Here is a 23076-nt window from a genome sequence, read left to right as displayed (position 1 = left end):
GATTCGCCTGCCTCGCGCGTGGCGGGGCCGTGCGGCGAGTCCGCTTCCCCGACGGCGTTGCGTGCTTCTTGCCGGAACCTGCTTCCCAGACCGACGCGTGCCGGGTCACAGCCAGCCGTTCTTGGTGAGTTCGGCGAGTTCGCCGGCGCGGGCCTTCGCCATGGCCACGGCGAGGGCTTTGGTCTCCCGATCGGCACCGGAGGTCTGTTCGCCCTTCGCGACCAGGACCGATTGCCGGAGGTAGTCGCTGACGTGCTCGGCGAACAGGCGGTCGAAGGTCGAGCCCGTGGTCTTGTTGACGATGAGGAGATCAGCCGGAGTGACGATGCCCGGAATGTCATGACCGTCGTGGATATCGGTCTCGGGCACCCCGGCCTTGCTCAGTAACCCGCGCAGCTGCGTCAACTGCGCCCTATGTTCGCCGTTCATCGTCACCGCGAGCCGGATGACCTGCGCGTTCGAGGTACGCTCCGGCGCTGAGCCGAGCAGTGCGAGCGCCTGCTCCGTCATCGGGATGAGCAACTGCAACCAGGCGACATCGGTCGCGTTGAACGTGCTCGAAACGATCGGTTCGGCCGCCGCCGGTGGTTCGGGCTTGGCGCAGCCCGCCACCAGCACTGCGAGGATCACTACGATGGCTGCCCGTCTCATCTCCGCCCCTGTCGTCTGATCAGCTGGATGACCGGCGGCGAGACCCGGCGGCGCCCGGGTCTCGCCGCACACGCGGACGGATCAGGCAGTTCCGTCCGGGCCACACTTGACCTTCGGCCGGATGCAGTCGCGAATACGCCGCTCCAGCTCGGCCTCGGGCCAGGCGTTGAAGAAGTCACCGTGCATCGTGTAGCCAGGTCCGGACGACAGCCGGAACGCGGACGGATCTCCGTTGATCGTGTATCGGAGCACCATGCGCAGTTTCGGCACCACGACGGGGTGCGTCGCTGGGCAGGCGTTACCGGCGGGATAGGACATGTGGCTCTTGTGGTCGGCCGAGTCGAGGTCCTTGCCGTTCCAGCAGTGCGGGAAGTCCAGGTAGGTCTCCAGCTTGGTGCCGGCCGGACAGTTCACGAAATTCTTGGACGCGCCGACATGCCCGGCGTGCAGGCAGGACCAGCGGGCGCTGCTCGTGCCGTCAGCGGCGGTGGCCTTCGCGTTGCCCGCCACGACGCGCAGCCCCTGCGGGAACGAGCGGGTCTGGGCGGCCAGTTCCTCGCGTACGCCTTCGCCCAGGTAGTAGAAGGTGGCGCTGCTGGGTTCGACGGGGGTGTCGCCGTTGTAGAGGGTCGGCACCCAGTACGAGGAGAGGTCCACCTTGGGGTCACAGGTGCTGGAGCCCTTGAGCAGGCTGCCCAGGTTGGTGCTCGCGTTGGTGGTCTCGTTGCCCATGAAACTGTGCATGTGGGAACCGCCCGGCAGGCCCGGCATCACGATCGGGTCGTCGGGCAGGCGGTGGGTGAACGGGCATTCGGCGACGAACTCGGCGACGCGCACCGCACCCGGCGGAACGGGGCCCTTGGGCAGTTCGCCAGCCGGGGTGGTGGGAGTAGCGCTCGTCGTCGGCTTTGTCGGGGTCGGGGTCGGGGTCGGGGTCGGGGTCGGGGTCGGGGTCGGGGTCGGGGTCGGGGTGTTTGTCGGCTTTGTGGGGGTGGGTGTTGGGGTCGGCTTAGTGCTGGGGCTGGAGGTCGGGCTGGGGCTCGTGGCAGTGCCCGTGCCGAATACCTGGAACTCCCACAGGGAGACACCCCACTGGGTCGCCCGCTTCGTGGCGTGCAGCCGGACATACCTGCCGCTGGTGGAGACGTCCAGCGTCTGCACGCCGTTGATCCCGGCGGCCGACTTGACGGTCTGCCACTCGCCGCTGCCGTTGGACACCTGGATCGTGTACGCGCTCGCGTAGGCGCGCTCCCAGTTGATCACGATCTTCTTGATCGGCCTTACCGACCCGAGGTCCACCTGAAGCCACTGCGGGTCGCTGAACTTGCTGGACCAGCGGGTGTTGGTCTTGCCGTCCACGGCGGCCGAGGGCGAGAGATCGCCGCGCTCGGCCGAGGAGGCCGCGACCAGGCGCTGCTGCGAGAGCGGCACTTCGGCCGCGCCGGCCGGGCTGCTGACCCCGTTCACCAGGCAGGCGCCTAGGACAGCCCCCAGCGCGAGGCGGGAAACTCTGGTACTGGTCTCACTCATTACGGATGAGGTCCTTTGCAAGCGGGACTTACGGGATGAGGAGGAAGGGGGCGAGGGCTGGCGGGATGAGGGCTTGAGGGATGAGCCCTGCGCCCCTTGTACTGGGAGACCCTGCCGAGACCTCCCGACAACACAAATTCCGAAAATTTGTTATCTGGGCCGGTTGGGCGGCGTCTCCAGTAGGAGGAGCAGGGACGATGAGAGCGGGGGCTGATGGCGAGTCAAGTCAGGAGCGGGCCGGACACGGCGTTGGTGGCCGCCGCCAGGAACGGGGATCAGCGCGCGCTCGACACCCTGGTCGCCGACTCGCTCCCGCTCGTCTACAACATCGTCGGCCGCGCCCTGAACGGGCACACTGATGTGGACGATGTCGTCCAGGAGACTCTGATCCGGGTCGTACGCGGCCTTCCTGGGCTTCGTGACCTTTCCGCCTACCGGTCCTGGCTGGTGGCGATCGCCGTACGCCAGGTTCGCGATCACGAGCAGGATCGGCGGTCGGAGAACCACCGCACGGCCGACCTCGACACCGCGACGGAAATGCCGGACCCGGCGTCCGATTTCGCGATGGTCACGATCCTCCGCTTGGGCCTGACCGACCAGCGCCGCGAGGTCGCCGAGGCCACCCGGTGGCTCGACAATGACGACCGCGCCCTGCTCGCCCTCTGGTGGCTGGAGGAAACCGGCGAACTCGGACGAGCCGACCTGGCGGGAGCGTTGAACCTGTCCCCGCGTCATGCCGCTGTGCGGGTGCAGCGCATGAAGGAACAAGTCCAGACCGCGCACATGGTCGTACGGGCTTTGCAGAACGCGGCGACGTGCCCCGAACTTCGCTCGATGACCTGGGATTGGGACGGCATCCCGACGCCGCTCTGGCGCAAACGTTTCTCACGACATATCCGTGAATGCCCCAACTGCACGCCCCATACCCGGGGCTTGATCCCGCTGGACCGCCTGCTCTCCGGTCTGCCGCTCATCCCGATTCCGGTGGGTTTCGCGCTGCTTGTGCAACCACCGCCGATCGAGGTCACCACGGTCGCGCATGCCTTGAGCCCGGGAGGCCGGGCCGCGGTCGCGGCGGGCGCTGGGGTCACCACCATCGCGATAGCCACTCTGGTGATCACCCAGCTGATGCCCGCGCCGCCGGAACGGCCGCCCGCACAAGCGGCCCCCCTCACCACGTCGGCCGCGCCGGTGGTGTCGAAATCCCCTCGGCCGTCGCCGTCGCTGGACCGAGTCGCCGCGTCCATACCGGCGAAACCAGTGACGGCGGCCTCGTCGAAGAAAGGCGTGGCCGTCTGGAACGCGCCCAACGTCAGCCAGTCCCTCGCCAAATCGCAAGCCCGCTGGTATTACACCTGGGCCAGCCACACCAACGGCATCACCACCCCGAAGGACACCCAGTTCATTCCGATGATCAGGGCCGCGGAGAACGTCAACTCCGAAGCCCTGGCCCAAGCCAAGAACGCGGGCCCTTACCTGTTGAGTTTCAATGAGCCGGACCTGGCCGCCCAGGCGAACATGACGGTGGAGGAAGCCCTGTCGCACTGGCCCAAACTTATGAAAGCGGGCCGCATCCTCGGCAGCCCCGGCGTCGCGTTCGGCGGCGACACCCCCGGCAGCTGGCTCGACCGCTTCATGACCGGCGCCCGCGCCCGAAACTACCGCGTCGATTTCATCACCCTGCACTGGTACGGCTCCGACTTCCGCACCCAGCCCGCGGTATCCCACCTGAAGTCCTACCTGGCCGCCGTGTACAAACGCTACGGCAAGCCGATCTGGCTAACCGAATACGCCTTGATCGACTTCAGCAACGGCACCACGTACGCCTCCGACAGCCAGCAGGCCGCCTTCCTCACCGCCTCCACCAAAATGCTGGCCACCCTCCCCTACGTCCACCGCTACGCCTGGTTCGGCCTCCCCGCCGAAACCGGAAAACCCAACAGCGGCCTGTTCCGCGAAGACGGCTCCGCAACAGAATCCGGCCAGGCTTTCCAGGTGGCCCAGTAAACTCAGACCACTTCCCGGATGCCAATGGGATTTCGCCCGGGCGAGGCGGCCAGTCGCGGCGGGGCAGATAGGCCACCCGTGCCCAGGCTTCGACGATCCTCGTTTCGGCCCGTCTGATCAGTCCTTGACCAGGCGGATTCTGCGGGCTCCGTGCTCGCGTTGCCGCCGCACCACGTAGGTGCCCGGCGCGCACCCGGAGGCGCCATGCTCCGGGTGCAGAAGATAAGCGACGGCCGAGGTCTCGAAAACGGCGATGGCGAGCGACTGGCGGTCCCACATTTTCGCCGTCCACCGGCATGTACCCGGATCGGCGAAAAGCGTGTGCGGGTTACCGCCGGCCCCGCCGCGAAGCAGTACCAAGCCCTGCGGGCGCACGTCCCGCCAGGTCGCGTCTTCCGGGATGGTCACCGTCGACTCGACGAAGGAAAGCGGGATGACGATGAGGTCGCCCTGGGCTTGGAGTCCGTCGATGACGGGGATCGATACGGACTGTTCGAGGTGGTCGAGCACGGTCATTCCCGTCCGGCGGGACAGCGAAGCAAGGGTATCGGTCATGGGAATCACCTCAGGTTCGGCGGGCGAGCTGGGAGTATTGCTCGGCGGACAGGCCGTAGGTCCATCCGGCGGCCGTGATCGGGTCGGGGAGGTATCCCGGCACGGTCAAGCCGTACTGGCGGCGGGTTCCGTCGCGTTCGACGGAACCGTTGATCGCGAGCAGGACTCTGGTGTCCTTTCGCATGTCGTAGAGGCGGAGTTCGGCACCCGGATTTCCCGGGTCCGGCGCTGCGGCGAGGAGCCAGAGCCGGGCCTGTTCGATGTAGGACGGCCAGCCGATGCGCTCGATCGCGCAGCGCCGGATCTCGATATTGCTTTCCCGGTCGATTCGCTGAACATCCGGGTCCGTGATCACCCAGGAGGGCACCTCTACTCCGTGCCAGGCGTGCACCTCGAATCCGTCGGCGTAGCGGATCGCGGGGCCGTCCGGTGCGTGGAGCCGTACTTCGCCGTTGTCGCCCCACACTTCCGTACGGATGGTGACCGGTCGTTCGGAGACGACGCAGATGTCGCGTTGTGGCCACCACCAGCCGCAGGAGCGGGCCGCGGTCGCCCACAATTCGAGTTGCCTGGACTGCTCGGCGGCGAAAACGACGCCCGCCGCCCTGCGGAGGGCGTCGTAGTGAGCGATCCAGGAAACGCCCTGCGTGCTATACCACCGGGACCAGTTGGTTCCCGCATCGTGTGCCAGAACAATCGGAATGAACACCGACCGCTCGGCGGATCGCGAAAGTGACGCGCGGACCCTATCTTTGATCAGCTCGTTCATCGGCCCATGACCCCATCGGACCTGGGCGTCGAGTTGCAGCCACAATCGCTGGACCAGCTCGTTCAATCGAGCGGGCAGGGGCCATTTCGACAGGTGGTCGAGGCCCTTCCACGAGCGCGGGTGTATCCCCGGCGGAACGGTCGCCATGGCGGCGACCGGCGAGGTGACCCAATGGAACCGGGGTGGCGGGAATCCGGCCAGCTGATACAGCCCGGAGATTGCCTCTTCTGCGGTTCGACGATCGGCGGGCAGCGTCGACAACGCCCAGCCCAGCCATTCTTCACGGATTTCAGCAGCTTCCCGCTGCACGAGACAGGTCACCGGACGGAGGTGATGTCGTCCTTTCCAACAGTCATGGCTGAATGGTCACAGATCGACGCCTTGCCTGTCTACCCCCAGATCTCCGGGCACCCGTGGCGACGTCTTGATCACTCCATTACGGAACTTTAGCCGACCACCTCCGCTTAACCGCTTTCATGCGGCCATATAGTCCGAATTAGTGCCTCTGGAAGCCGCCACAGGTCACGCTCGGCCGCAGAAGGTAATCTTTCATGACGACGATCCGGATATCGACCTTCAACGTCGAAAATCTCGATGAAACGCCGCCCGGTGCCCACCCTTCGCTTGCCGAGCGCATCGTGTTGATGAAGCCGCAGATCAAGCGACTCAAGGCTGATATTGCCCTTTTTCAGGAAGTTCACGGTCAGGAGCGGCCAGGGCAACCACGCGCCTTGCTGGCCCTGCAGGATTTGATTACGGACACCAATCTCGCGGGCTCGACCCTCGTCAGCACGAAGTCTTCCGATAACGCGGTTTACGACGTACGCAATCTGGTGGTCGCCACTCAGCTGCCGATTATCGCCCACCAGCAGCTTCGCAACGATCTGGTCGACAAACCCACGTACCGGCGACTTACCGCGATCCCGCCGGACCCGAATCCCATCGAGATCGGAGTGGAGCGGCCGATCCTGCACGTGCAGATCAGCCTTGACGGCCGGCCGCTGCACGTGATCAATGTCCATCTGAAATCAAAGATTCCCACGGATATCCCAGGTCAGATGCTGGACACCTACACCTGGCGGGCCGCCGACGCCTGGGCGGAAGGCTCATTCATTTCGTCGATGAAACGGATGAGCCAGGCCCTTGAAGTGCGGCGTCTGGTGGACCAGATTCTGACCGCCGACGCGGACGCCTGGATCGTCGTGGGCGGCGATTTCAACGCGACACCGGACGAGATTCCCGTCCTGGCCATTCGCGGCGCGGTCGAGGACACCGGTAACGGCGACCTGTCCAACCGAATTCTCGTCCCCATCGAACATTCGCTTCCGGCGCCCTCCCGATACACCCTCTATCATCAGGGCCACGGCCAGATGCTCGACCACATGCTGGTGACCAGGAATCTCCTCGCCCACTACCGCGGTTCGGAAATCCACAACGAGGTCCTGCACGACGAGTCGGCCGCGTTCGGCACCGACCGCAAGTATCCAGAAAGCGACCACGCTCCGGTCGTGGCCACCTTCGAATTCGAATAGTCACTTCGGTAGGGTGAAACACCCGATGACGATGTTCCCGGTCATGGCCGACGTGAACACCTGCCCGAGCCCCAGAAAGCTGACCGCGTCGACCAGTCCGCTCACCACGGTGAGGGTCAAGATCGCAGGCGGCAGCAGATCACGACCGCCGACATCCATCTTGATCAGATTCCCGGCCGACGCTCAGCCGTACCTTCCCCATCAATCCCCGGCGTGTTTCTCCCGCTCGCCGTCGACGATGATGTCGACGACCTCGTTGTAGAACGAGAGATAGTCCTTGATCTGCGTGACAGCGGGAACAGGATCGGGATAGGCCCACACCACATCGTTGGGCACACCCTCGACAGGCTCGCGCATCGACCAATAAGAGGCCTCCCCCTTGTACGGGCAGCGCGTATGGCTCTCGGTCGCCACCAGCAGGTCGAAGTTCACGTCCTTGGGCGGAATGTAGTAGCGGGTAGGCAGCCCAGTTTCGAAGACCAGCACCGGCTCCCAGGTGTCGGCGACGATCTGGCCACCGATCTCGACCCGTACATGCCGGGAACTCCGGATCGCGTCGACACGTTTGTGCGGGTCACGAGGATGCGCGAAAATCTCCTCATCCTCCTCAAGCCACCGGTCAAGCGAAACCCATTCGAACGCGATATGCCCGGGCAGCTTCGGATAGACGTAGGCCGCGTTCGGCGTGACGTCCCCGTCCATGACCAGGTCGTAGAACTCGGTGGCCCCTTCATGCGGTCCGCTCGGCGGATTCGCCGCCGGCCGCAGCAGATCACCGCGCACATCGCCGACCGGAAACGCGTAGCGCGGAACGGGATACGCCGACTCCCACACCAGCAGCGGCTCCCGGCTGTCCACGACGACGGTCTCCCCTTTGTAGCCGCGTACCCAGCGCCGGCTCGTCTCCCAGGTGAACCGCTTGTTGTACGCCATCTCACCACAGTAATCACGCCGGATCAGCGGACCGTATCCTGGGCCCGGAAACCACCCCCCAAGAAGATCGAGGGCCTCCTGGTGAGCAGTCAGCACGCGCCCGGCTTGGGTGCCACCGACCGCACGCGGATCCGCCGCATGAAAGAGAAAGGCCGCACCGACCGCGCGGACCTGAACGCCGTACTGGCCGCCGGTTTCGTCTGCCACCTGGGGCTGAGCGTGGATGGCACGGTCATGGTGATCCCCACCATTTACGGCGCCACCGCGGACACGCTGTATTTCCACGGCTCGGTCGCCGCCCGAAGCCTGGTTGCGGCCCCCGACCAGACGATGTGCGTCACCGTCACCCACGTCGACGGCCTGGTCCTCGCACGTTCGGTCTTCGAACACAGCGTCAACTACCGCTCCGCCATGATCTACGGCATCCCCCGCCTGATCACCGACGAGACCGAGAAACTCCACGGCCTGCGCATAGTGACTGACCAGTGCGCACCGGGCCAATGGGACTACGCTCGCCGCCCCACCCGCAAGGAACTGGCCGGCACAAGCATCCTGGCGCTCTCCCTCGACGAAGCCTCCGTCAAGATCCGCACAGGACCCCCGGACGACGGAGACAGCCCCGACGCCGAACTCGGCCTCTGGGCCGGCGTGCTGCCATTGACCACGTCCTGGGGAGCCCCCATCGCCGACCCCGCACTTCCCGCCGGCATTGCCGCACCCCCACACCTCTCGCGCTAATTCGAGGGGTAGCCGTAGCTCCCAAAGCCCGGGCCACGCGGACATGGCGCCAAGACCATGGGGCGACCGCAAACGGAGCTTTGTTGGGGCTTTGTTGCCTGCGAATCGGGGCCGGGGGCAGGGTGGAAGAGGGCGCGAAACCTGAGTGAATTCTCCCCCAAGAGAAGTCAGGAGACAGCGATGCACAAGCGGTCCTTCGAAGGCGGTCTCGCGGTCCTGGACAATCCCCTGCTCAACAAGGACACGGCCTTCAGCCACGAAGAGCGGGCGGAACTCGGTCTGGACGGGCTGATCCCCCCGGTGGTCGAGACACTCGAAGAACAGACGGCCCGGGCGTACGCGCAGTATCTGGCGCAGCCCACCGACCTGCTGAAAAACGTCTACCTGACCGCCTTGCAGGACCGCAACGAGGTGCTCTTCTACCGCCTGCTCACCGACCACCTGCGGGAAATGCTCCCCATCGTGTACGACCCCACGGTCGCCCAAGCCATCAAGAACTACAGCCACGAATACCGCCGCCCCCGAGGCGTCTACCTGTCCATCGACGACGTGCACGGCATCGAGCAGGCCTTCCGCAATTTCGGCCTGGAAGCCGATGACGTGGACCTGATCGTCGCCTCCGACGCCGAGGAAATCCTGGGCATCGGAGACTGGGGCGTGGGCGGCGGGGCCGGCATCGCCGTCGGCAAACTGGCCGTCTACACCGCCGCCGCCGGAATCGACCCCGGCCGCGTCATTCCCGTCGCCCTGGACGTCGGCACCAACAACGAGGCTTTGCTCAACGACCCCTTCTACGTCGGCGAACGGCATTCGCGGATCCGAGGGCAGCGTTACGACGACTTCATCGACGCGTACGTCTCGACCGCCACCCGCCTTTTCCCGAACGCGATGCTCCACTGGGAGGATTTCGGCCCGTCCAACGGCCGCCGCATCCTGGAGGAGTACACGCCCCGGATCCCCACGTTCAACGACGACATGCAGGGCACCGGCGCGATCGTCCTGGCGGCCATGCTGGGCGCGATCCGCGTCTCCGGCGTGCCGATGCGGGAGCAGCGCATCGTCATCTTCGGTTCCGGCACGGCGGGCATCGGCATCGCCGACCAGCTGTGCGACGCGATGGTCCGTGACGGTCTGGACCACCTCACGGCCATGCGCCGGATCTGGGCGATCGACCAGCAGGGCCTGCTCACCGATGACATGTCGGCCCTGCGCGACTTCCAGGCCCCCTACGCCCGGCCGTTGTCCGAGGTCACCGACTGGAAGCGGGAGCAGGGCCGCATCGGGCTCGGGGAGGTCGTCAACCGGGTCAAGCCGACCATGCTCCTGGGCACCTCCACCGTCCACGGCGCCTTCACCGAGGAGATCGTCCGGACCATGGCCGCGCGCGTGGACCGGCCGATCATCTTCCCGATCTCCAACCCGACCGACCGGATGGAGGCCGTGCCGGACGACCTCCTTCACTGGACCGACGGCCGCGCCCTGATCGCGACCGGAATCCCGGTAAGCCCGATCACGTACCACGGTGTCACCTATGTCATCGGCCAGGCCAACAACGCCCTGCTGTACCCGGGGTTGGGGCTGGGCGCGGTCGTGTCGCGGGCGCGGCGGGTCAGCAAGGACATGCTGCACGCCGCCGCAGTCGCCGTCGGCGGGCTGGTGGACGTGACGGCTCCCGGCGCGTCGCTGCTGCCCCAGGTGGAGAACCTCCGCGAGGTCTCGGCCACGGTGGCGGTCGCGGTGGCCCGGCAGGCGGCCGCGGAGAACCTGGCCCGCGTCTCCCTCGACGACCCCGTCCAGCAAGTTCAGGACGCGATGTGGCAGCCGGAGTACCGGCCGATCCGGGGAGAATCAGGATGAACCGGATCCAGTACCTGCCGATCGGGCTGCGCGCCTCCGGCACCAGGACCGAAAGTGACTCGCTCGGGGAGATCCAGGTGCCGGCCGACCACTACTGGGGCGCGCAGACCCAGCGGTCGCTGATCCACTTCAACATCGGCGATGACCGTATGCCCAAGGCCGTCTACCACGCGTACGGCTTCATCAAGAAGACCGCGGCGATCGTGAACGGGCGCGCCGGGCGGCTGCCCCAGTGGAAGGCCGACCTGATCAGCCAGGTCGCCGACGAGGTCATCAGCGGCGCGCTGGACAGCGAGTTCCCGCTGTACGTCTGGCAGACCGGTTCCGGCACGCAGTCGAACATGAACGTCAACGAGGTGATCTCCAACCGGGCGATCCAGCTGCTCGGCGGGCGGCTGGGCAGCAAGCATCCCGTACATCCGAACGATCACGTGAACATGGGGCAGTCGTCCAACGACACGTTCGTCACCGCCATGCACATCGCGGCGACGATGGCGCTCGAACGTGACGTGCTCCCGGCGCTGGCCCGGCTGCGGGACGCCACCGCGGCCAGGAGCGCGGAATGGGAGAACACCGTCAAGATCGGCCGTACCCACCTGGAAGACGCGACTCCGCTCACGGTCGGGCAGGAGTGGTCAGGCTACGCGGCCCAGCTCGATGATGCCTCCGACCACCTCAAACACACTCTCACCTGGCTTTACCGCCTGGCCATCGGCGGCACCGCGGTCGGAACCGGGCTGAACGCGCCACCGGATTTCAGTCGCGAGGTCACCGCGCTCCTCGCCGATCTCACCGGATTCCCGTTCGTGGGCGCGCCCAACAAGTTCGCCGCCCAAGCCTCCTGTGACGCGCTGGTCCGCGTCTCGACCGCGCTGCGCGCCCTGGCGGTGTCGCTGTTCAAGTTCGCCAACGACATGCGCTGGCTCGGGTCGGGTCCCCGGACGGGACTGCACGAGCTGATCCTGCCGTCCAACGAGCCGGGTTCCTCGATCATGCCGGGAAAGGTGAATCCGACCCAGGCGGAAGCCATGCTGATGGTCGCCATCCAAGTGATCGGAAACGACACCGCGGTCTCCATGGCCGGCGCGGAGGGCAACTTCGAACTCAACGCGTTCCGGCCGATCATCATCAAGAACGTCCTGCACTCGGCCCGCCTGCTGTCCGACATGATGGACCATTTCCGCAGATATCTTGTCGAAGGCGCCCAGCTCGACACGTCCAAGCTGAAGGACAACGTGGACCGCTCGGTCATGATGGTGACCGCGCTCAGCCCCGTCATCGGCTACGACAAAGCCGCCCTGATCGCACATCGCGCGCTCGACGAGAACCTCACCCTCCGGGACGCCGCACTGAAATCCGGCGTCACCGCGGCCCTGTACGACCAGGTCGTCAACCCCGAACGCCTCACCAGACCAGGCGTGGCCACAATCAACTGACCCCCAAGTGGCCGCCAAGACCCGGCTGCGACGATCCCGCGATGAGCACACGAGCACCCGTTCGGCTGCAGAGTGGGCTGGCCGAATGCGGTGCCGCCTGCCTGGCCACCGTGTTGAGCTACCACAAACGGCACAGCAGCGTACGCGAGGTCAGCGAGCGCTGCGGGGTCGGCAGGGACGGCCTGTCCGCGCTGTCGATCGTCCGAGCCGCCCGCGAGTACGGCCTGCGCGCCACCGCATTCTCCGTAAAACCCACCCAGCTTGCCGGTGCTCCACTCCCGGCGATCGCCCACTGGCAGTCCAACCATTTCGTCGTGATCGAGCGGTACGGCTCCCGCGGCGTCCACCTCATCGACCCCGCCGTAGGCAGGCGAAAGCTCACTCACGACGAGTTCGGGACAGGCTTCAGCGGGGTCCTGTTAACCTTCGCGCCCGACGACAAGTTCCAGCGCCGGCGCAGGCCACGCAGGGGTTGGCTGCGGGCTCTCGCCGCGACCGCCCTGCTCCGGCAGCGGGGGCTGCTGGCCCAGATCCTGCTGGCTTCGCTGCTACTGCAGGGCGTCGGGCTGCTGGTCCAGAGCTTCGCCCAGGTGCTGATCGACGCCGTGCTGCCCACCCAGGGCGAGGAACTGCTCGGCATGCTCGGCGTCGGGTTGGCGCTGGCCGGGGTGCTCCACGTGCTGCTCAGCTACCTGCGCTCGGCCACGCTGCTGAGCTTGCGGCTGCGGGTGGACCGGGTGTTGACCGCGCAGGTGGTCGGGCATCTGTTCAGCCTGCCGTACCGCTATTTCCTGCATCGCGGCGCCGGGGATCTCGCGCAGCGCAGCGCGAGCGTGAGCCGGTTGCGGCAGCTGCTGTCGGGGCCGGTCACCACCGCGCTGCTGGACGGGCCGCTGGCCGTGGGTTACCTGACGATCGTCCTGGTCAAGGCGCCGCCGCTGGGTTTCTGCCTGCTCGGTCTGGCCGCCGTCCAGGGCGCGCTGCTCCTGCTGACCAGGCGACGACGGTCGGATCTGAACCAGGCTTCGCTCAGCGCCCAGGTGCAGACGCAGGGCCAGCTGATCGAGGCGATCAAGGGGGTGGAGACGCTGAAGGCCGGTGGCGCCGAGGGCGCGGCGCTCGGCCGCTGGTCACGGCTGTTCGCCGAGCAGCTCAGGGCCGATGGGCGGCTGGGGATCACGGAGAACGCGGTCACCTCCGTGCTGGAGAGCATGCGGCTGCTGGCTCCGGCGATCCTTCTGTGGGTGGGCGGCTGGCAGGTGCTCGGGGGCAGGGCGGGGCTGGGCGCGACTCTCACCCTGTGCGCGCTCGCCGCGGCCGCGCTCGGGCCGATCACCTCGCTGCTGGCGTGCGCCAGGACGCTGCAGGAGGCGGCCGCCCACGTCGAACGGCTGGCCGACATCCTGGAATCCGAACCTGAGCCGCAGGGTCGGATCGAGCCGAGCGACCTGCGCGGACAGATCCAGCTTGCGGATGTTTCCTACCGGCACGACCCGCGCGCGCCGTGGACGCTCCAGCAGATCACGGTGCACATCCGGCCCGGCGAGAAGATCGCTCTGGTGGGCCGGACCGGGTCGGGCAAGAGCACGCTGGCCCGGCTCATGCTCGGCCTCCACGAGCCCACCCTGGGCACGATCAGCTACGACGGAGTCCCGCTCGACACCCTGCACCGGGGCGCGCTGCGCCGGCATTTCGGCGTCGTCACGCAGGAGCCGCACCTGTTCAGCGGCACCATCCGCGAGAACATCGCGCTGACCCGGCCTGGGGCGTCCCTGGCGGAGGTCGTGGAGGCGGCTCGGCTGGCGTGCGTCCATGACGACATTCAGGCCATGCCGCTCGGTTACGACACGCACCTGTCGGAGGGGATGGGCCTGTCCGGCGGACAGCGGCAGCGGCTGGCGCTGGCTCGCGCGCTGCTCGGGCGTCCCCGGGTCCTGCTGCTCGACGAGGCGACCAGCCACCTGGACACCGTCACCGAGGCCCAGATCGAACAGCATCTGTCGTTGCTGTCGCAGACCCGCATCATCATCGCGCACCGGCTCAGCACGGTACGGGACGCCGACCAGATCATCGTGATCGAGGACGGGCGGATCGCCGAGCACGGACGCCATGCGGATCTGCTGGCTCTTGGCGGGCACTACGCGGGACTTGTAGCCGGACAGGAAACCCCACCTAGTGATCGCCAAGAGTTTCCCAAGTGGTGTCTGCGACCTTAAGTATGCACATTCCAACAGGAAAGGGTTCAACGAAAATGAACAGCTTCGAGATGACCGCCCACCAGCTCGACGACAGCGAACTGGCCGCCGTCAACGGCGGGCTTCCCGCGAACTACGACTGGATGAACTACGACTGGCGCGACGCCGTCATCGAAGCCCTGCCGTAAATCATAGGGGGTCGCCCGCCAAGGGCGGCCCCACCACGGAACGACATGGAACAGAGTGGAACGCCTTAAAGGCTATGAAGAAAATCCACTCGATCGTCCTCGTCACGCTTTCCTGGCTCCTGTTATCCGGCACGGCGGCACACGCCAGTTCAAACGGTACGGCACACGCCCGCTACCCGATCAAGGACTCCACCCTTACCGACAACGACCTGTACTACACCAGCGAACTCGAGTCGTCCAACTGCCGCGAGAAGCCCATCAAACGCAACAACGTCGCCTCCGCGAAGCGCTACGTGACCGCAATCCTTGATTGCCTCAACCGGTCGTGGGGGGCTCATTTCGAGGACCGGGGCCTGCCGTTCGAGAAGGCCAGAGTGGCGTTCATCACCAAACCCCGGCGATACTGCGGCAATTCCTGGGGAGACGCGGCCGCGATGTACTGCGGCAAGGAGAACCGTTTCACCGTCTTGCTGAACAAGACCGCACTCGACGACCCTTTCGACTTGTTCCTCTTCGACACGACCGCCCATGAGTACGGTCACCACATCCAGAACCTCATGGAAATAACGAGCGCCTACGAGGAGCACGCCTTCAAGAACAAGAGCGAGTTGTACGAGCAGTCGCGGCGGCACGAACTCCAAGCCGAATGCCTGGCCGGGGTCTTCATCGGAAGCGTCTGGGACTCGCTGTCGCGGAACACGGCCGACTGGAAGGAAATGCTCGCCCTTGACCGGCAGAGCGGCGATGAGGGCAGCAAGATCCGCAGCCATGGGAAGGGACGCAATATCGCGGCGTGGTTGGATCGGGGCTTCAAGGCGGCCTCACCTGAAGCTTGCAACACCTGGGCGGCCAGCTCCGCCAAGGTTGCCTGAGATTTCAGCTTTCGGTGCGCACGGTCGGTTCGCCTGCCGTGCCACCGAGTATGCCTGGGAGCTCCATTGCTCAGGACGTGCTCACACGACAGGTGACCATCAGGCGGTCAGCGCCTCCATCAGCATGGGGAGTGACCTTTCCAGCGCTCGGCTCCAGTAGGGCCAGGTGTGCGTACCCGGGCCGTAGAAGTCGGTGGTGACGTCCAGGCCGCTCTGCTCCGCGCGTTTCACGAACGTCTTCGCCTCGCTGAGCAGGAAACTCTCGCCGCTGTCGTCGCCCGCGCCGTCCGGATCCAGAGGGCCCGGCGTGCCGTCCCCGCAGGAGACGTAGAGGCGTATCCCTTTTAGGCGGTCGGTGAGGTTGGCCGGGTTGTGGTCGTCCCAGACGGAGGTGGAGGGGTCGAGGCCCCAGAGCTTGGCGGGATCCTCGCCATAGTTTCTGGTGATGTCCAGGATCGCGTCCGACTGGGCCTGGCTGTCGAGGACCCCGGAGTAGGACGCGGCGGCCAGGAACATGCCGGGATTGCGCGCGGCGTAGCCCATCGCACCGAGCCCGCCCATGGACAGGCCCGCGATCGCCCTTCTGTCGCCCGCGCCGAAGTCGCGTTCGAGGATGGCGAGCAGTTCCTTGAGGTGGAAGGTCTCCCACTTCGGCCCATCGAGCCAGTCGGAATACCAGCTGGTGGGACCGCCTTCGGGAATCACGATCAGTGCCCGCGCTGTGGCGGTGACCCGGGCGGTTGTGTCGTCTTCCAGCCAGCCCCCGGACGTTGACGACTGGCAGCATCCGTGGAGCAGGTATAACACCGGCCATGGCCCTGAGCCCGGGGCCCAGCCCGGCGGGAGCAGTACGGTGACTTTGGCCTGCCTGCCGAGCGCGGCCGACTGCACGGTGAGGACCCGAGTCCGTGGGTCCGGGCTGGCGACCTGCATGGCCGCATCGGTGGACGGCTGGGCCGGATCGGATGGGGCCGGATCGGATGAGGCCGGATCCGACTGGGGCCACCAGATCACGGCCACCACGATGGCGGCCACTGCCACGAGCGCGACTGCCCAGAGCCATCTGCGGGTCATGAGATCATCCTGGCTCGTACGAGCTCCGCTGTGCCAGCGGAATGATGTCACAAATGGACATTCTGCCCATCATGTGGATTTATCGCGGGATCGTGCTTGTGTTCTGGTGGTGGCGAGAAATTGGATGGGCTACTCTTTCTGGTCATCGAGATCCCCGCGCCCCAAAGGCGGGGTTGACCACAGATTTGACTCTGTGTTAATGTGCGTGTCTGGTGGTCTGGGATGCCCGCCCCAAGGGTGGTTGCATTGACCCCGCTTCTCTCTCGCAAACCTTTCAGTGGGATACGCAAAGTTCTCTAGAGAACTTTGCGCAAGTCCGTGAAAACTTGCAAAGACCTTTCTGGTGCCCACCATGTTCTCGCAGGTAGATGACTTCAGCGGTTTCACGCACATGACAAAGGCCCGCGCAGGGTCCAGCCGTAGCCCTAGTGGCGGTGCGGTGGGCGTATTCACCACGCGGTCGAGGACGTACCAGGATTGCTCTGCTCCGCGCGCACCAACCATTGGAATACTGTGAGCGCGGCATCGAAACGATGGACCCGCGGGAGGCGTACATGATCGACGATGATGTGGTGGCGCGGCTGCGTGAGATATGCCTGTCTCTGCCGGAGGTGGTGGAGAAGCCGTTCGGCGGCCACACCGCGCCCTCGTTCCGGGTCCGGGAGAAGCTGTTTCTGATGACCAGTGAAGACGGGCTGACCATGATGTTCAAGGCGGGGCCCGGCGTGCAGGAGGCCCTGGTGGGGTCCGATCCGGGACGTTTCTTCGTGCCTGCGTATGTGGGCTCGAAGGGCTGGGTTGGCGCTCGGCTCGACAGTGAGCAGGACTGGGATGAGATCGACGAGCTGATCAGGGACAGTTACCGGCTGATCGCGCCCAAGCGGCTGGCCGCGCTCGTGGACCAGGGCGGTTTTCATTGATGCGCGGTGAGGTCTGGTGGGCGCTCCTCGACGAGAGGCGTCCGGTGGTGCTCTTGTCGGGTGGGGAGGCGTCCGAGTTTCGGGCGATGCAGATCGTTGCTCCCGCGACCACCGATGAGAAGCGCGGGTTTCTGGTCTTGACGGGGGAAGAGGCGCTGGATCCCGACGTGATGCGGAATGCCGCGTCCGTGGGCACCGACATCCGGGCCGTAGGGGTGGAGGTCGGGATCGGTATTCGTGAGGGGCTTCCGTACGAAGGCGTCGTGCGTGTCGCGCTTCCTCGTGACGGCCACCTGTTCTGCACCTGGCTGATCACCCTGACCAGGGATTACCTGACCGAGCGGGCTGGGGTTCTGGCGGCTGCGAAACTCCAGCAGCTCGAACATGCCCTTCGGCTGGCCGGCATCGAATAGCACCTGTGCGGTCCCGGCCATAAGGCGGTTGCGTCCTACGGCAACACCGCCATAAAGTTTTTACCGGTGTCGCCACACACAGGAGGCTAAAATGATCATGAGAACCTGGCGCGGCTGGACACGAGCCGAGGACGCCGACGCCTACTCCGCCTACCTGATGGAGACGGGCCACCCGGGCTACACCTCAACGCCGGGCAACCAGGGCGTCACCTTCACCCGCCGCGACGACGGCGGCCGGGCGGAGTTCCTGCTGATCTCCATCTGGGACTCCTGGGAGGCGATCAGGGCCTTCGCCGGCCCCGATCCCGAACGCGCCGTCTTCTATCCCCAGGACGACCGCTTCCTGGTCGACCGCGAGCTGACCGTCGACCACTACGAGGTCTTCGCCGCCAGCTAGCGAGAGCGACTGTCAGCTAACCTGTCGGGCACATCTTCTGCCAGAACATCTGTTGTCCGTCGACGCGTGGCGGGGACGGCGAGCACCAGGGCCCCCGTGGTCACGAGCAGCGAGCCGATGGTGTCGGTCAGGTAGTGGGCGCCGAGATATACCCGGGCCAGCATCTGCCCGACGACCAGGATCGCTCCGACGGCCACGACGAGCCGGCTCGCCGCAGTGCCGCGGACCAGCAGGGCAGCCGCGACGACGATCGAGAGCGTCAGGCAGACGTGCCCGCTCGGGAAGCTGTCGCTGGCCAGCCTCCGCACGAGCGAGTCCGCGGCGGGCGGACGCGGCCGGGCGACGATGATCTTATAGATCGCACCACCGAGGCCCCAGCCGGTGGTGATCACAATGGCGGTGCGGGCGGCGTCGGTGCGGCGGCCGATCGCGAAGAGGTAAGCGGTCGCGCCGACGAGCACGATCACGCCGACGATCGTGTCGAAGCCGAAGTTGAACCCTTGGGCGATCACGGTGAGCCACGGCGTCCGGACCGACTGGATCATATGGTTGACGGCCAGATCGGCGGACGTCCACGCGGACGTCTTGGCGGCGAAGCCGAGAAGCAGGCCGAGGATGAGCAGCGGCACCGCCGCCCCCAGGCGTCTGTTGATCACTTGTTGGTTCCCGTCGCAGGCTGGTAGGCATACCAAGTGTGGCCGTCGGGCAGCCGGATCCGGGACTTGTTCCAGCCGATCAGGTAGCGGGCGGGCCTGCTCTTGCGGTTGACGAGCACGACCACGCGCCCCGGCCCTCAGGGGCCGCCGGGCGCTTCGGCGCCTGCCCGGACTGACCTCCGCGGGGATCTCTAGTTCAGCGCGCCAGACTTTGAGATCTTTGCGAGTAGCGAGAGCTCCGGCTGCGGTAACGCGTGCCCTTCACTGCGGAATAACGCGTACGCCGCCTCCCGGACGGCGATGTCTTTCACCTTGTCGATGAACTCATCCGGGGAATCGCCGCACAATTTCTTGAGAGCGGCGGAGGAGTCGAGGAGACGGGCGATCAGCTCTCGCTGGCTTTCGAGCGGGTAGGGCACGCCATCGGCCCCGGTGAGACAGCCGTGCTTGCCGACGTAGATGTGGCAACCCCGAAGCCGTACGCCCGAAACGAGCGTCACCGGGTGGATGTCGTCGGGCACGAGACGCCGGTCGTAGTTGGGTTCTGAGGCGTCCAGGACCTCGAGCTGTGCGTCGTCCAGCCACAGCACGAACAAGCGGGAGACCACGCCGGGCACGGTCACGGGGGCGGCGGGCAGGTAGCCGTATTTGTTGATGTGAGCGGACACTCCGGGCGTGATGCCGTGTACGTCGGTCAGCGTCAAGGGGATCACTGGCCGAACCCGCTGGTTGACGAACTTCCGGTAGAGCTGGCCGGGGGCGGCGTTGGATCCCACCGCGATCACGCGGTGTCGCCGGTCGAGGGGTTCGGCGCCGAGACGGGCAAGGTGCTCGTCGAGCCGTACCCCATCCTCTTCTCCGCCGAGAGTCCAGGCATCCCCGTCAACCGCGCGAAGCGGGACATACCGATCCCCGGAGAAGACGCCTGATGTCGGGGGTAAGCGTCCCGGATAGGTGAGCGGGTGCGTCATCGGATCCTCAGCGAACAGTTCGGCTAAACCACGTTCGGGGGGAGTCAACACGCCTCCATTTTGTCTCGCCTGCGGCGCGCGTACCCACCAAAGCCGCGATCATCCAGCACAACACCTCCGGCTTCGCCTCGCCCAAGGACCGCGCGCTCACCAGCCCCGCCCAGTACGCCGGCAAGACCTACGGCTCCTTCGGCGGCCCCGTCGAGGAACCCCTGCTCAAGACGATCGTCAAGGCCGACGGCGGCGACCCGGCCACGATCAAGACGGTCAGCGTGGGCAACGCCGACTTCTTCGCCGCCACCAAGAAGGGCATCGACTTCACGTGGATCTTCTATGCCTGGACGGGCATCGAAGCCGAGCTGCGCGGCGAGCCGGTCAACATCCAGTACGTCAAGGACTACGACAAGGCACTCGACTTCTACACGCCGATCCTCATCACCAACGAGACGCGGATCAGCAAGGACCCCGAGCTCGTCAAGCAGTTCCTCGCCGCGACCTCCGAGGGCTACACCTACGCCGCCGCCAACGCCGCCGAATCCGCCGAGATCCTGCTGGCCGCCGCACCGGATCTGGACGCCGAACTGGTGAAGAAGAGCCAGGAATGGCTCAGCCCGCGGTACCAGGACGACGCGCCGCGCTGGGGCCAGCAGACCCTGTTCCACATTGTCGGCGGCTTGCTGGCGGCCGACCAGGGAACCGTACGCGTCGGCGGGCAGGACGCCGCCGGTCGCCGCGGGCTGATCGGCTACATGCCCCAGCAGCCCGCGCTCCTCCCCTGGCGCACCATCGAGGACAACGTGGTGCTGGCCGGGGAGATCGCCGGGGAGCCACGCCGCGGGTCCAGTGCCCTCGCCCGCGAATGGCTGGCCAAGGCCGGCCTGGACGGCTTCGCGTCGGCCTACCCGCACACCCTCTCCGGCGGCATGCAGCAGCGGGTCGCGTTCCTGCGCGCGCTGCTCAGCGACCACGAACTGCTCCTGCTGGACGAGCCGTTCAGCGCGCTGGACGCCATCCTCCGCGTCGACATGCACCGCTGGCTCCTCGACATCTGGGAGGAGAACCGCCGCTCCATCCTGTTCATCACGCACAACGTCGAGGAGGCGCTGCTGCTGTCCTCGACCGTGTACGTGTTCACCGGGCGACCGGCCACCGTGCTGGAACGGGTCGAGGTGCCCTTCGCCCGTCCCCGCTCCGACGAGGTGCTCGACGACCCCGAGTTCATCCGGCTGAAGCGCCGACTGACCCACCTGCTCAAACAGGGCGTGGGACGCCCTCATGGGCGACCTGCCGCGGGACCGGAGGGTGCTGTGGCCGGTCGACGAGATCGGCGTGCCGCCGTACCACAGCTACCTGCTGGGCGTCGGACTCGCGCTGCGGGACGAGCCGGAGCTGATCCGGGATTTCCTGGCGGTCACCGAACGGGGATACCGCACGGCCATCGAGGACCCCGGCCTAGCCCTGGCGATCGATCCTGGACCGGGTGATCCCGTACTTCCCCCGGAAGCTGCTGTCCCGCTCGCTCGAACTCATCGCGCCCACCTGGACGCACGGCGGCCGATGGGGTGAGATCCGTACCGAGCTCATGCGGCCGTACGCCGACTGGCTGGCCGCCAACGGCGTGCTCGCCACGGCCGACGGCTGGGCGGACGCCGTCCGGACCGATCTCCTGCCGGATTCGGCGGCCTCCCGATGACCGGGCCTCTCGTCGATCCGGCCTGGCTCGCCGAACGCCCCGGCCTCGTCGTGCTGGACGCCACCGTGGTGCTTCCGGCCCGCGAAACGGATACTGGGTCGGCAAGGACGATCTGGTCTCCTGGTCGGAGGGCGCCGTGGCGCCGACGGTGGTGTGCGCGCTGTCCCCCGAGACGTTCCGCGGCGAAGTGCCGTCCAGGTACGCCCGGCGCGGCCACATCCCCGGCAGCGCCAACGTGCCCGCGCGCGGCCTGACCGGCCCGGACGGCAGATACCTTCCGGCTGTGGAACTGCGCGCGGCGACCGCGAACCTCGGCGAAGGCCCGGTCTGGATCTACTGCGGCGGCGGGATCTCCGCCGCCAGTCTCGCGCTGGTCCTGACCCTGCTGGGCCGGGACGAGGTGGCGATCTACGACGGTTCCCTGGAGGAGTGGGCCGCCGATCCGGCGCTTCCCCTGGCCGTCGGAGCACCCCGGTGACCAGGCTCTCCGACGAGGTACGGGCATTCCTCGACGCCCCCGAGTTCGCCGTCCTGGCCACCGCCGAGCCCGACGGCCGGGCGCAACTGTCGGTGATGTGGGTGGGCCGCGACGGCGACGACCTCGTGATGGCGACCAAGCGCGGCCGCCGCAAGGTGCGCAACCTCCAGCGCGACCCCAACGCCACCGTCCTGGTCTACTCCCGGTCCCGGCCCACCCGGTACGTCGAGATCAGGGGCACCGCGAAGATCACCGACGAGGACGCCCGCGCTCTCATCGACAGGCTGTCCAGGAGCTACACCGGCCGGGACCACGTGCTGGGCGACCCCGACGAGGAACGGGACCGCGTGGTCATCCGGATCACCCCCGACCGGGTCCGCTACCAGCTATGAACCAGGCCGACGAGATAGCGGCGTGGCTGCGGGAGCGCCCCGCGCGGGCCGGGCGCACCCGCGTGCTCGCCGTGGAAGGACGCTCCGGATCGGGCAAATCCACCCTCGCCAACGAGCTGGGCGCACCCGTGGTACGGATGGACAACCTCTACCCCGGCTGGGACGGCCTGACGGCCGGGATCAACGCGCTGGTCGAATGGGTGCTCCGCCCCCTCGGCGCGGGACTGCCCGCCCGGTGGCGGCGATACGACTGGCACCAGGGCGAGTACGCCGAATGGCACGACGTGCCGGCCACGGACACGCTCGTCGTGGAGGGCGTCGGCTCCGGCGCGCGCCCGGCCGCGCCGTACCTGAGCGGCCTGATCTGGATGGAGGCCGCCGACGCGACCCGCAGGTCCCGGGCACTGGCCCGGGACGGCGACCTCTACACCCCCCATTGGACCCGCTGGGCGGGCCAGGAGGAGCGCTACTACGCGCTCGACGACGTCCGCTCCCGCGCGGACCTCACGATCATCACGGATTGAGGAACCATGGCGAAGCGGATCAGGCTGCACGGCCTGCGGCAGTCGACGGTCGGCCACACGGCGATCGGGCTCTGGCGCCATCCCGACAGCCAGGCCCACCGCTACCGCGAGCTGGACATCTTCCCCACTTGCGGGCCGCAGCCGGATCTCCGGCACCCGATACCGGGCGCAGCAGCTGAGCTGCGAGCTCACGCGCCGGAATCCGCCGCATCTGCTCGACCTGCCCAGGGAAATCAATCCGGTCCGGACCCCCGGTGACCGAGGACAGCTGCGACGGCGGTCCAGGCACCGACAC

Annotated in this window: 26 protein-coding genes; 16 read left to right on the top strand and 10 right to left on the bottom strand. The window is 66.8% G+C overall.

All coding sequences use genetic code 11. From position 1 onward, the window contains the following. Positions 1-105: 105 nt before the first annotated feature. Positions 106-618 carry a DUF305 domain-containing protein gene (locus ABGB08_RS21870; RefSeq protein ID WP_347593079.1) on the bottom strand — a complete coding sequence of 171 codons (513 nt, stop codon included), beginning with the start codon at positions 616-618 and terminating at the stop codon, positions 106-108. 114 nt (positions 619-732) lie between these two features. Then, positions 733-2181 carry a DUF1996 domain-containing protein gene (locus ABGB08_RS21865; RefSeq protein WP_347593077.1) on the bottom strand — a complete coding sequence of 483 codons (1449 nt, stop codon included), beginning with the start codon at positions 2179-2181 and terminating at the stop codon, positions 733-735. A gap of 213 nt (positions 2182-2394) precedes the next feature. Here ABGB08_RS21865 and ABGB08_RS21860 point away from each other — a divergent pair, with 213 nt between their 5' ends. Then, a complete protein-coding gene (locus ABGB08_RS21860; protein ID WP_347593075.1) occupies positions 2395-4188 on the top strand; it encodes a sigma-70 family RNA polymerase sigma factor in 1794 nt (597 codons plus the stop codon). Between the two features lie 117 nt (positions 4189-4305). Here the strand turns inward: ABGB08_RS21860 and ABGB08_RS21855 are convergent, their stop codons facing one another. After that, entirely contained in the window at positions 4306-4743 is a 438-nt protein-coding gene (locus ABGB08_RS21855) for a hypothetical protein (RefSeq protein WP_347593073.1), read from the bottom strand. Positions 4744-4753: 10 nt separating this feature from the next. Then, positions 4754-5833: a DUF6745 domain-containing protein gene (locus tag ABGB08_RS21850; RefSeq protein WP_347593071.1), complete on the bottom strand. Its 1080-nt coding sequence runs from the start codon at positions 5831-5833 to the stop codon at positions 4754-4756. 230 nt (positions 5834-6063) lie between these two features. On the opposite strand from ABGB08_RS21850, the gene ABGB08_RS21845 reads away from it, so the two are divergent. After that, complete coding sequence (locus tag ABGB08_RS21845; protein WP_347593069.1) at positions 6064-7044, top strand: endonuclease/exonuclease/phosphatase family protein; 981 nt, start codon at positions 6064-6066, stop codon at positions 7042-7044. Here the strand turns inward: ABGB08_RS21845 and ABGB08_RS21840 are convergent, their stop codons facing one another. Then, positions 7045-7203 (bottom strand): DUF1275 family protein, encoded by a 159-nt coding sequence (locus tag ABGB08_RS21840; protein ID WP_347593067.1) that lies wholly within the window; start codon positions 7201-7203, stop codon positions 7045-7047. A 42-nt stretch (positions 7204-7245) separates the two neighbouring features. Further along, the gene (locus ABGB08_RS21835) at positions 7246-7977 is read right to left on the bottom strand and encodes a DUF427 domain-containing protein (protein ID WP_347593065.1); all 732 of its coding nucleotides are present in this window, start codon (positions 7975-7977) and stop codon (positions 7246-7248) included. Between the two features lie 138 nt (positions 7978-8115). On the opposite strand from ABGB08_RS21835, the gene ABGB08_RS21830 reads away from it, so the two are divergent. The 6 genes from ABGB08_RS21830 (at position 8116) to ABGB08_RS21805 (ending at position 15263) form a co-directional block, all read left to right on the top strand. Beyond that, positions 8116-8715, top strand: a complete 600-nt coding sequence (locus tag ABGB08_RS21830; protein WP_347593186.1) for a pyridoxamine 5'-phosphate oxidase family protein — start codon at positions 8116-8118, stop codon at positions 8713-8715. A gap of 180 nt (positions 8716-8895) precedes the next feature. Beyond that, the gene (locus ABGB08_RS21825) at positions 8896-10572 is read left to right on the top strand and encodes an NAD-dependent malic enzyme (RefSeq protein ID WP_347593063.1); all 1677 of its coding nucleotides are present in this window, start codon (positions 8896-8898) and stop codon (positions 10570-10572) included. Beyond that, positions 10569-12008 (top strand): class II fumarate hydratase, encoded by a 1440-nt coding sequence (fumC, locus tag ABGB08_RS21820; RefSeq protein WP_347593060.1) that lies wholly within the window; start codon positions 10569-10571, stop codon positions 12006-12008. The genes ABGB08_RS21825 and fumC overlap by 4 nt, the downstream gene beginning before the upstream one ends. 41 nt (positions 12009-12049) lie before the next feature. Next, entirely contained in the window at positions 12050-14224 is a 2175-nt protein-coding gene (locus ABGB08_RS21815) for a peptidase domain-containing ABC transporter (protein ID WP_347593058.1), read from the top strand. A 35-nt stretch (positions 14225-14259) separates the two neighbouring features. Then, positions 14260-14391 carry a hypothetical protein gene (locus ABGB08_RS21810; RefSeq protein WP_281356245.1) on the top strand — a complete coding sequence of 44 codons (132 nt, stop codon included), beginning with the start codon at positions 14260-14262 and terminating at the stop codon, positions 14389-14391. A 74-nt stretch (positions 14392-14465) separates the two neighbouring features. Beyond that, entirely contained in the window at positions 14466-15263 is a 798-nt protein-coding gene (locus tag ABGB08_RS21805; RefSeq protein WP_347593056.1) for a neutral zinc metallopeptidase, read from the top strand. A 99-nt stretch (positions 15264-15362) separates the two neighbouring features. On the opposite strand, the gene ABGB08_RS21800 is transcribed toward ABGB08_RS21805, so the two are convergent. Further along, positions 15363-16337, bottom strand: a complete 975-nt coding sequence (locus tag ABGB08_RS21800) for an alpha/beta hydrolase family protein (RefSeq protein ID WP_347593054.1) — start codon at positions 16335-16337, stop codon at positions 15363-15365. Between the two features lie 554 nt (positions 16338-16891). Here ABGB08_RS21800 and ABGB08_RS21795 point away from each other — a divergent pair. The 3 genes from ABGB08_RS21795 (at position 16892) to ABGB08_RS21785 (ending at position 18067) form a co-directional block, all read left to right on the top strand. Then, a complete protein-coding gene (locus tag ABGB08_RS21795; RefSeq protein ID WP_347593052.1) occupies positions 16892-17257 on the top strand; it encodes an MmcQ/YjbR family DNA-binding protein in 366 nt (121 codons plus the stop codon). Beyond that, a complete protein-coding gene (locus ABGB08_RS21790) occupies positions 17257-17670 on the top strand; it encodes a type II toxin-antitoxin system PemK/MazF family toxin (RefSeq protein WP_347593050.1) in 414 nt (137 codons plus the stop codon). The genes ABGB08_RS21795 and ABGB08_RS21790 overlap by 1 nt, the downstream gene beginning before the upstream one ends. Before the next feature lie 91 nt (positions 17671-17761). Then, the gene (locus tag ABGB08_RS21785) at positions 17762-18067 is read left to right on the top strand and encodes an antibiotic biosynthesis monooxygenase (RefSeq protein ID WP_155353022.1); all 306 of its coding nucleotides are present in this window, start codon (positions 17762-17764) and stop codon (positions 18065-18067) included. Here ABGB08_RS21785 and ABGB08_RS21780 read toward each other — a convergent pair. The 3 genes from ABGB08_RS21780 to ABGB08_RS21770 form a co-directional block, all read right to left on the bottom strand. After that, a complete protein-coding gene (locus tag ABGB08_RS21780; protein ID WP_347593047.1) occupies positions 18064-18696 on the bottom strand; it encodes a phosphatase PAP2 family protein in 633 nt (210 codons plus the stop codon). The genes ABGB08_RS21785 and ABGB08_RS21780 overlap by 4 nt on opposite strands. Positions 18697-18719: 23 nt before the next feature. Next, complete coding sequence (locus ABGB08_RS21775; protein WP_347593045.1) at positions 18720-18848, bottom strand: hypothetical protein; 129 nt, start codon at positions 18846-18848, stop codon at positions 18720-18722. 66 nt (positions 18849-18914) lie between these two features. Next, a complete protein-coding gene (locus tag ABGB08_RS21770; protein WP_347593043.1) occupies positions 18915-19745 on the bottom strand; it encodes a hypothetical protein in 831 nt (276 codons plus the stop codon). A 47-nt stretch (positions 19746-19792) separates the two neighbouring features. Here ABGB08_RS21770 and ABGB08_RS21765 point away from each other — a divergent pair, with 47 nt between their 5' ends. The 5 genes from ABGB08_RS21765 (at position 19793) to ABGB08_RS21745 (ending at position 22781) form a co-directional block, all read left to right on the top strand. Continuing rightward, positions 19793-21178 (top strand): ABC transporter substrate-binding protein, encoded by a 1386-nt coding sequence (locus ABGB08_RS21765; protein ID WP_347593184.1) that lies wholly within the window; start codon positions 19793-19795, stop codon positions 21176-21178. Continuing rightward, positions 21175-21387 carry a hypothetical protein gene (locus ABGB08_RS21760; RefSeq protein WP_347593041.1) on the top strand — a complete coding sequence of 71 codons (213 nt, stop codon included), beginning with the start codon at positions 21175-21177 and terminating at the stop codon, positions 21385-21387. The genes ABGB08_RS21765 and ABGB08_RS21760 overlap by 4 nt, the downstream gene beginning before the upstream one ends. A 136-nt stretch (positions 21388-21523) precedes the next feature. After that, positions 21524-21865 carry a rhodanese-like domain-containing protein gene (locus ABGB08_RS21755; RefSeq protein WP_347593039.1) on the top strand — a complete coding sequence of 114 codons (342 nt, stop codon included), beginning with the start codon at positions 21524-21526 and terminating at the stop codon, positions 21863-21865. After that, a complete protein-coding gene (locus ABGB08_RS21750; RefSeq protein WP_347593037.1) occupies positions 21862-22257 on the top strand; it encodes a PPOX class F420-dependent oxidoreductase in 396 nt (131 codons plus the stop codon). Before ABGB08_RS21755 ends, ABGB08_RS21750 begins: the two co-directional genes overlap by 4 nt. Next, entirely contained in the window at positions 22254-22781 is a 528-nt protein-coding gene (locus ABGB08_RS21745; protein ID WP_347593035.1) for a phosphoribulokinase, read from the top strand. Before ABGB08_RS21750 ends, ABGB08_RS21745 begins: the two co-directional genes overlap by 4 nt. Positions 22782-23076 lie beyond the last annotated feature (295 nt).

Origin of the sequence: Acrocarpospora sp. B8E8 (assembly GCF_039871605.1) — a bacterium.
GTDB lineage: Bacteria > Actinomycetota > Actinomycetes > Streptosporangiales > Streptosporangiaceae > Acrocarpospora > Acrocarpospora macrocephala.
This window is presented reverse-complemented; position numbering and strand designations above follow the sequence as displayed.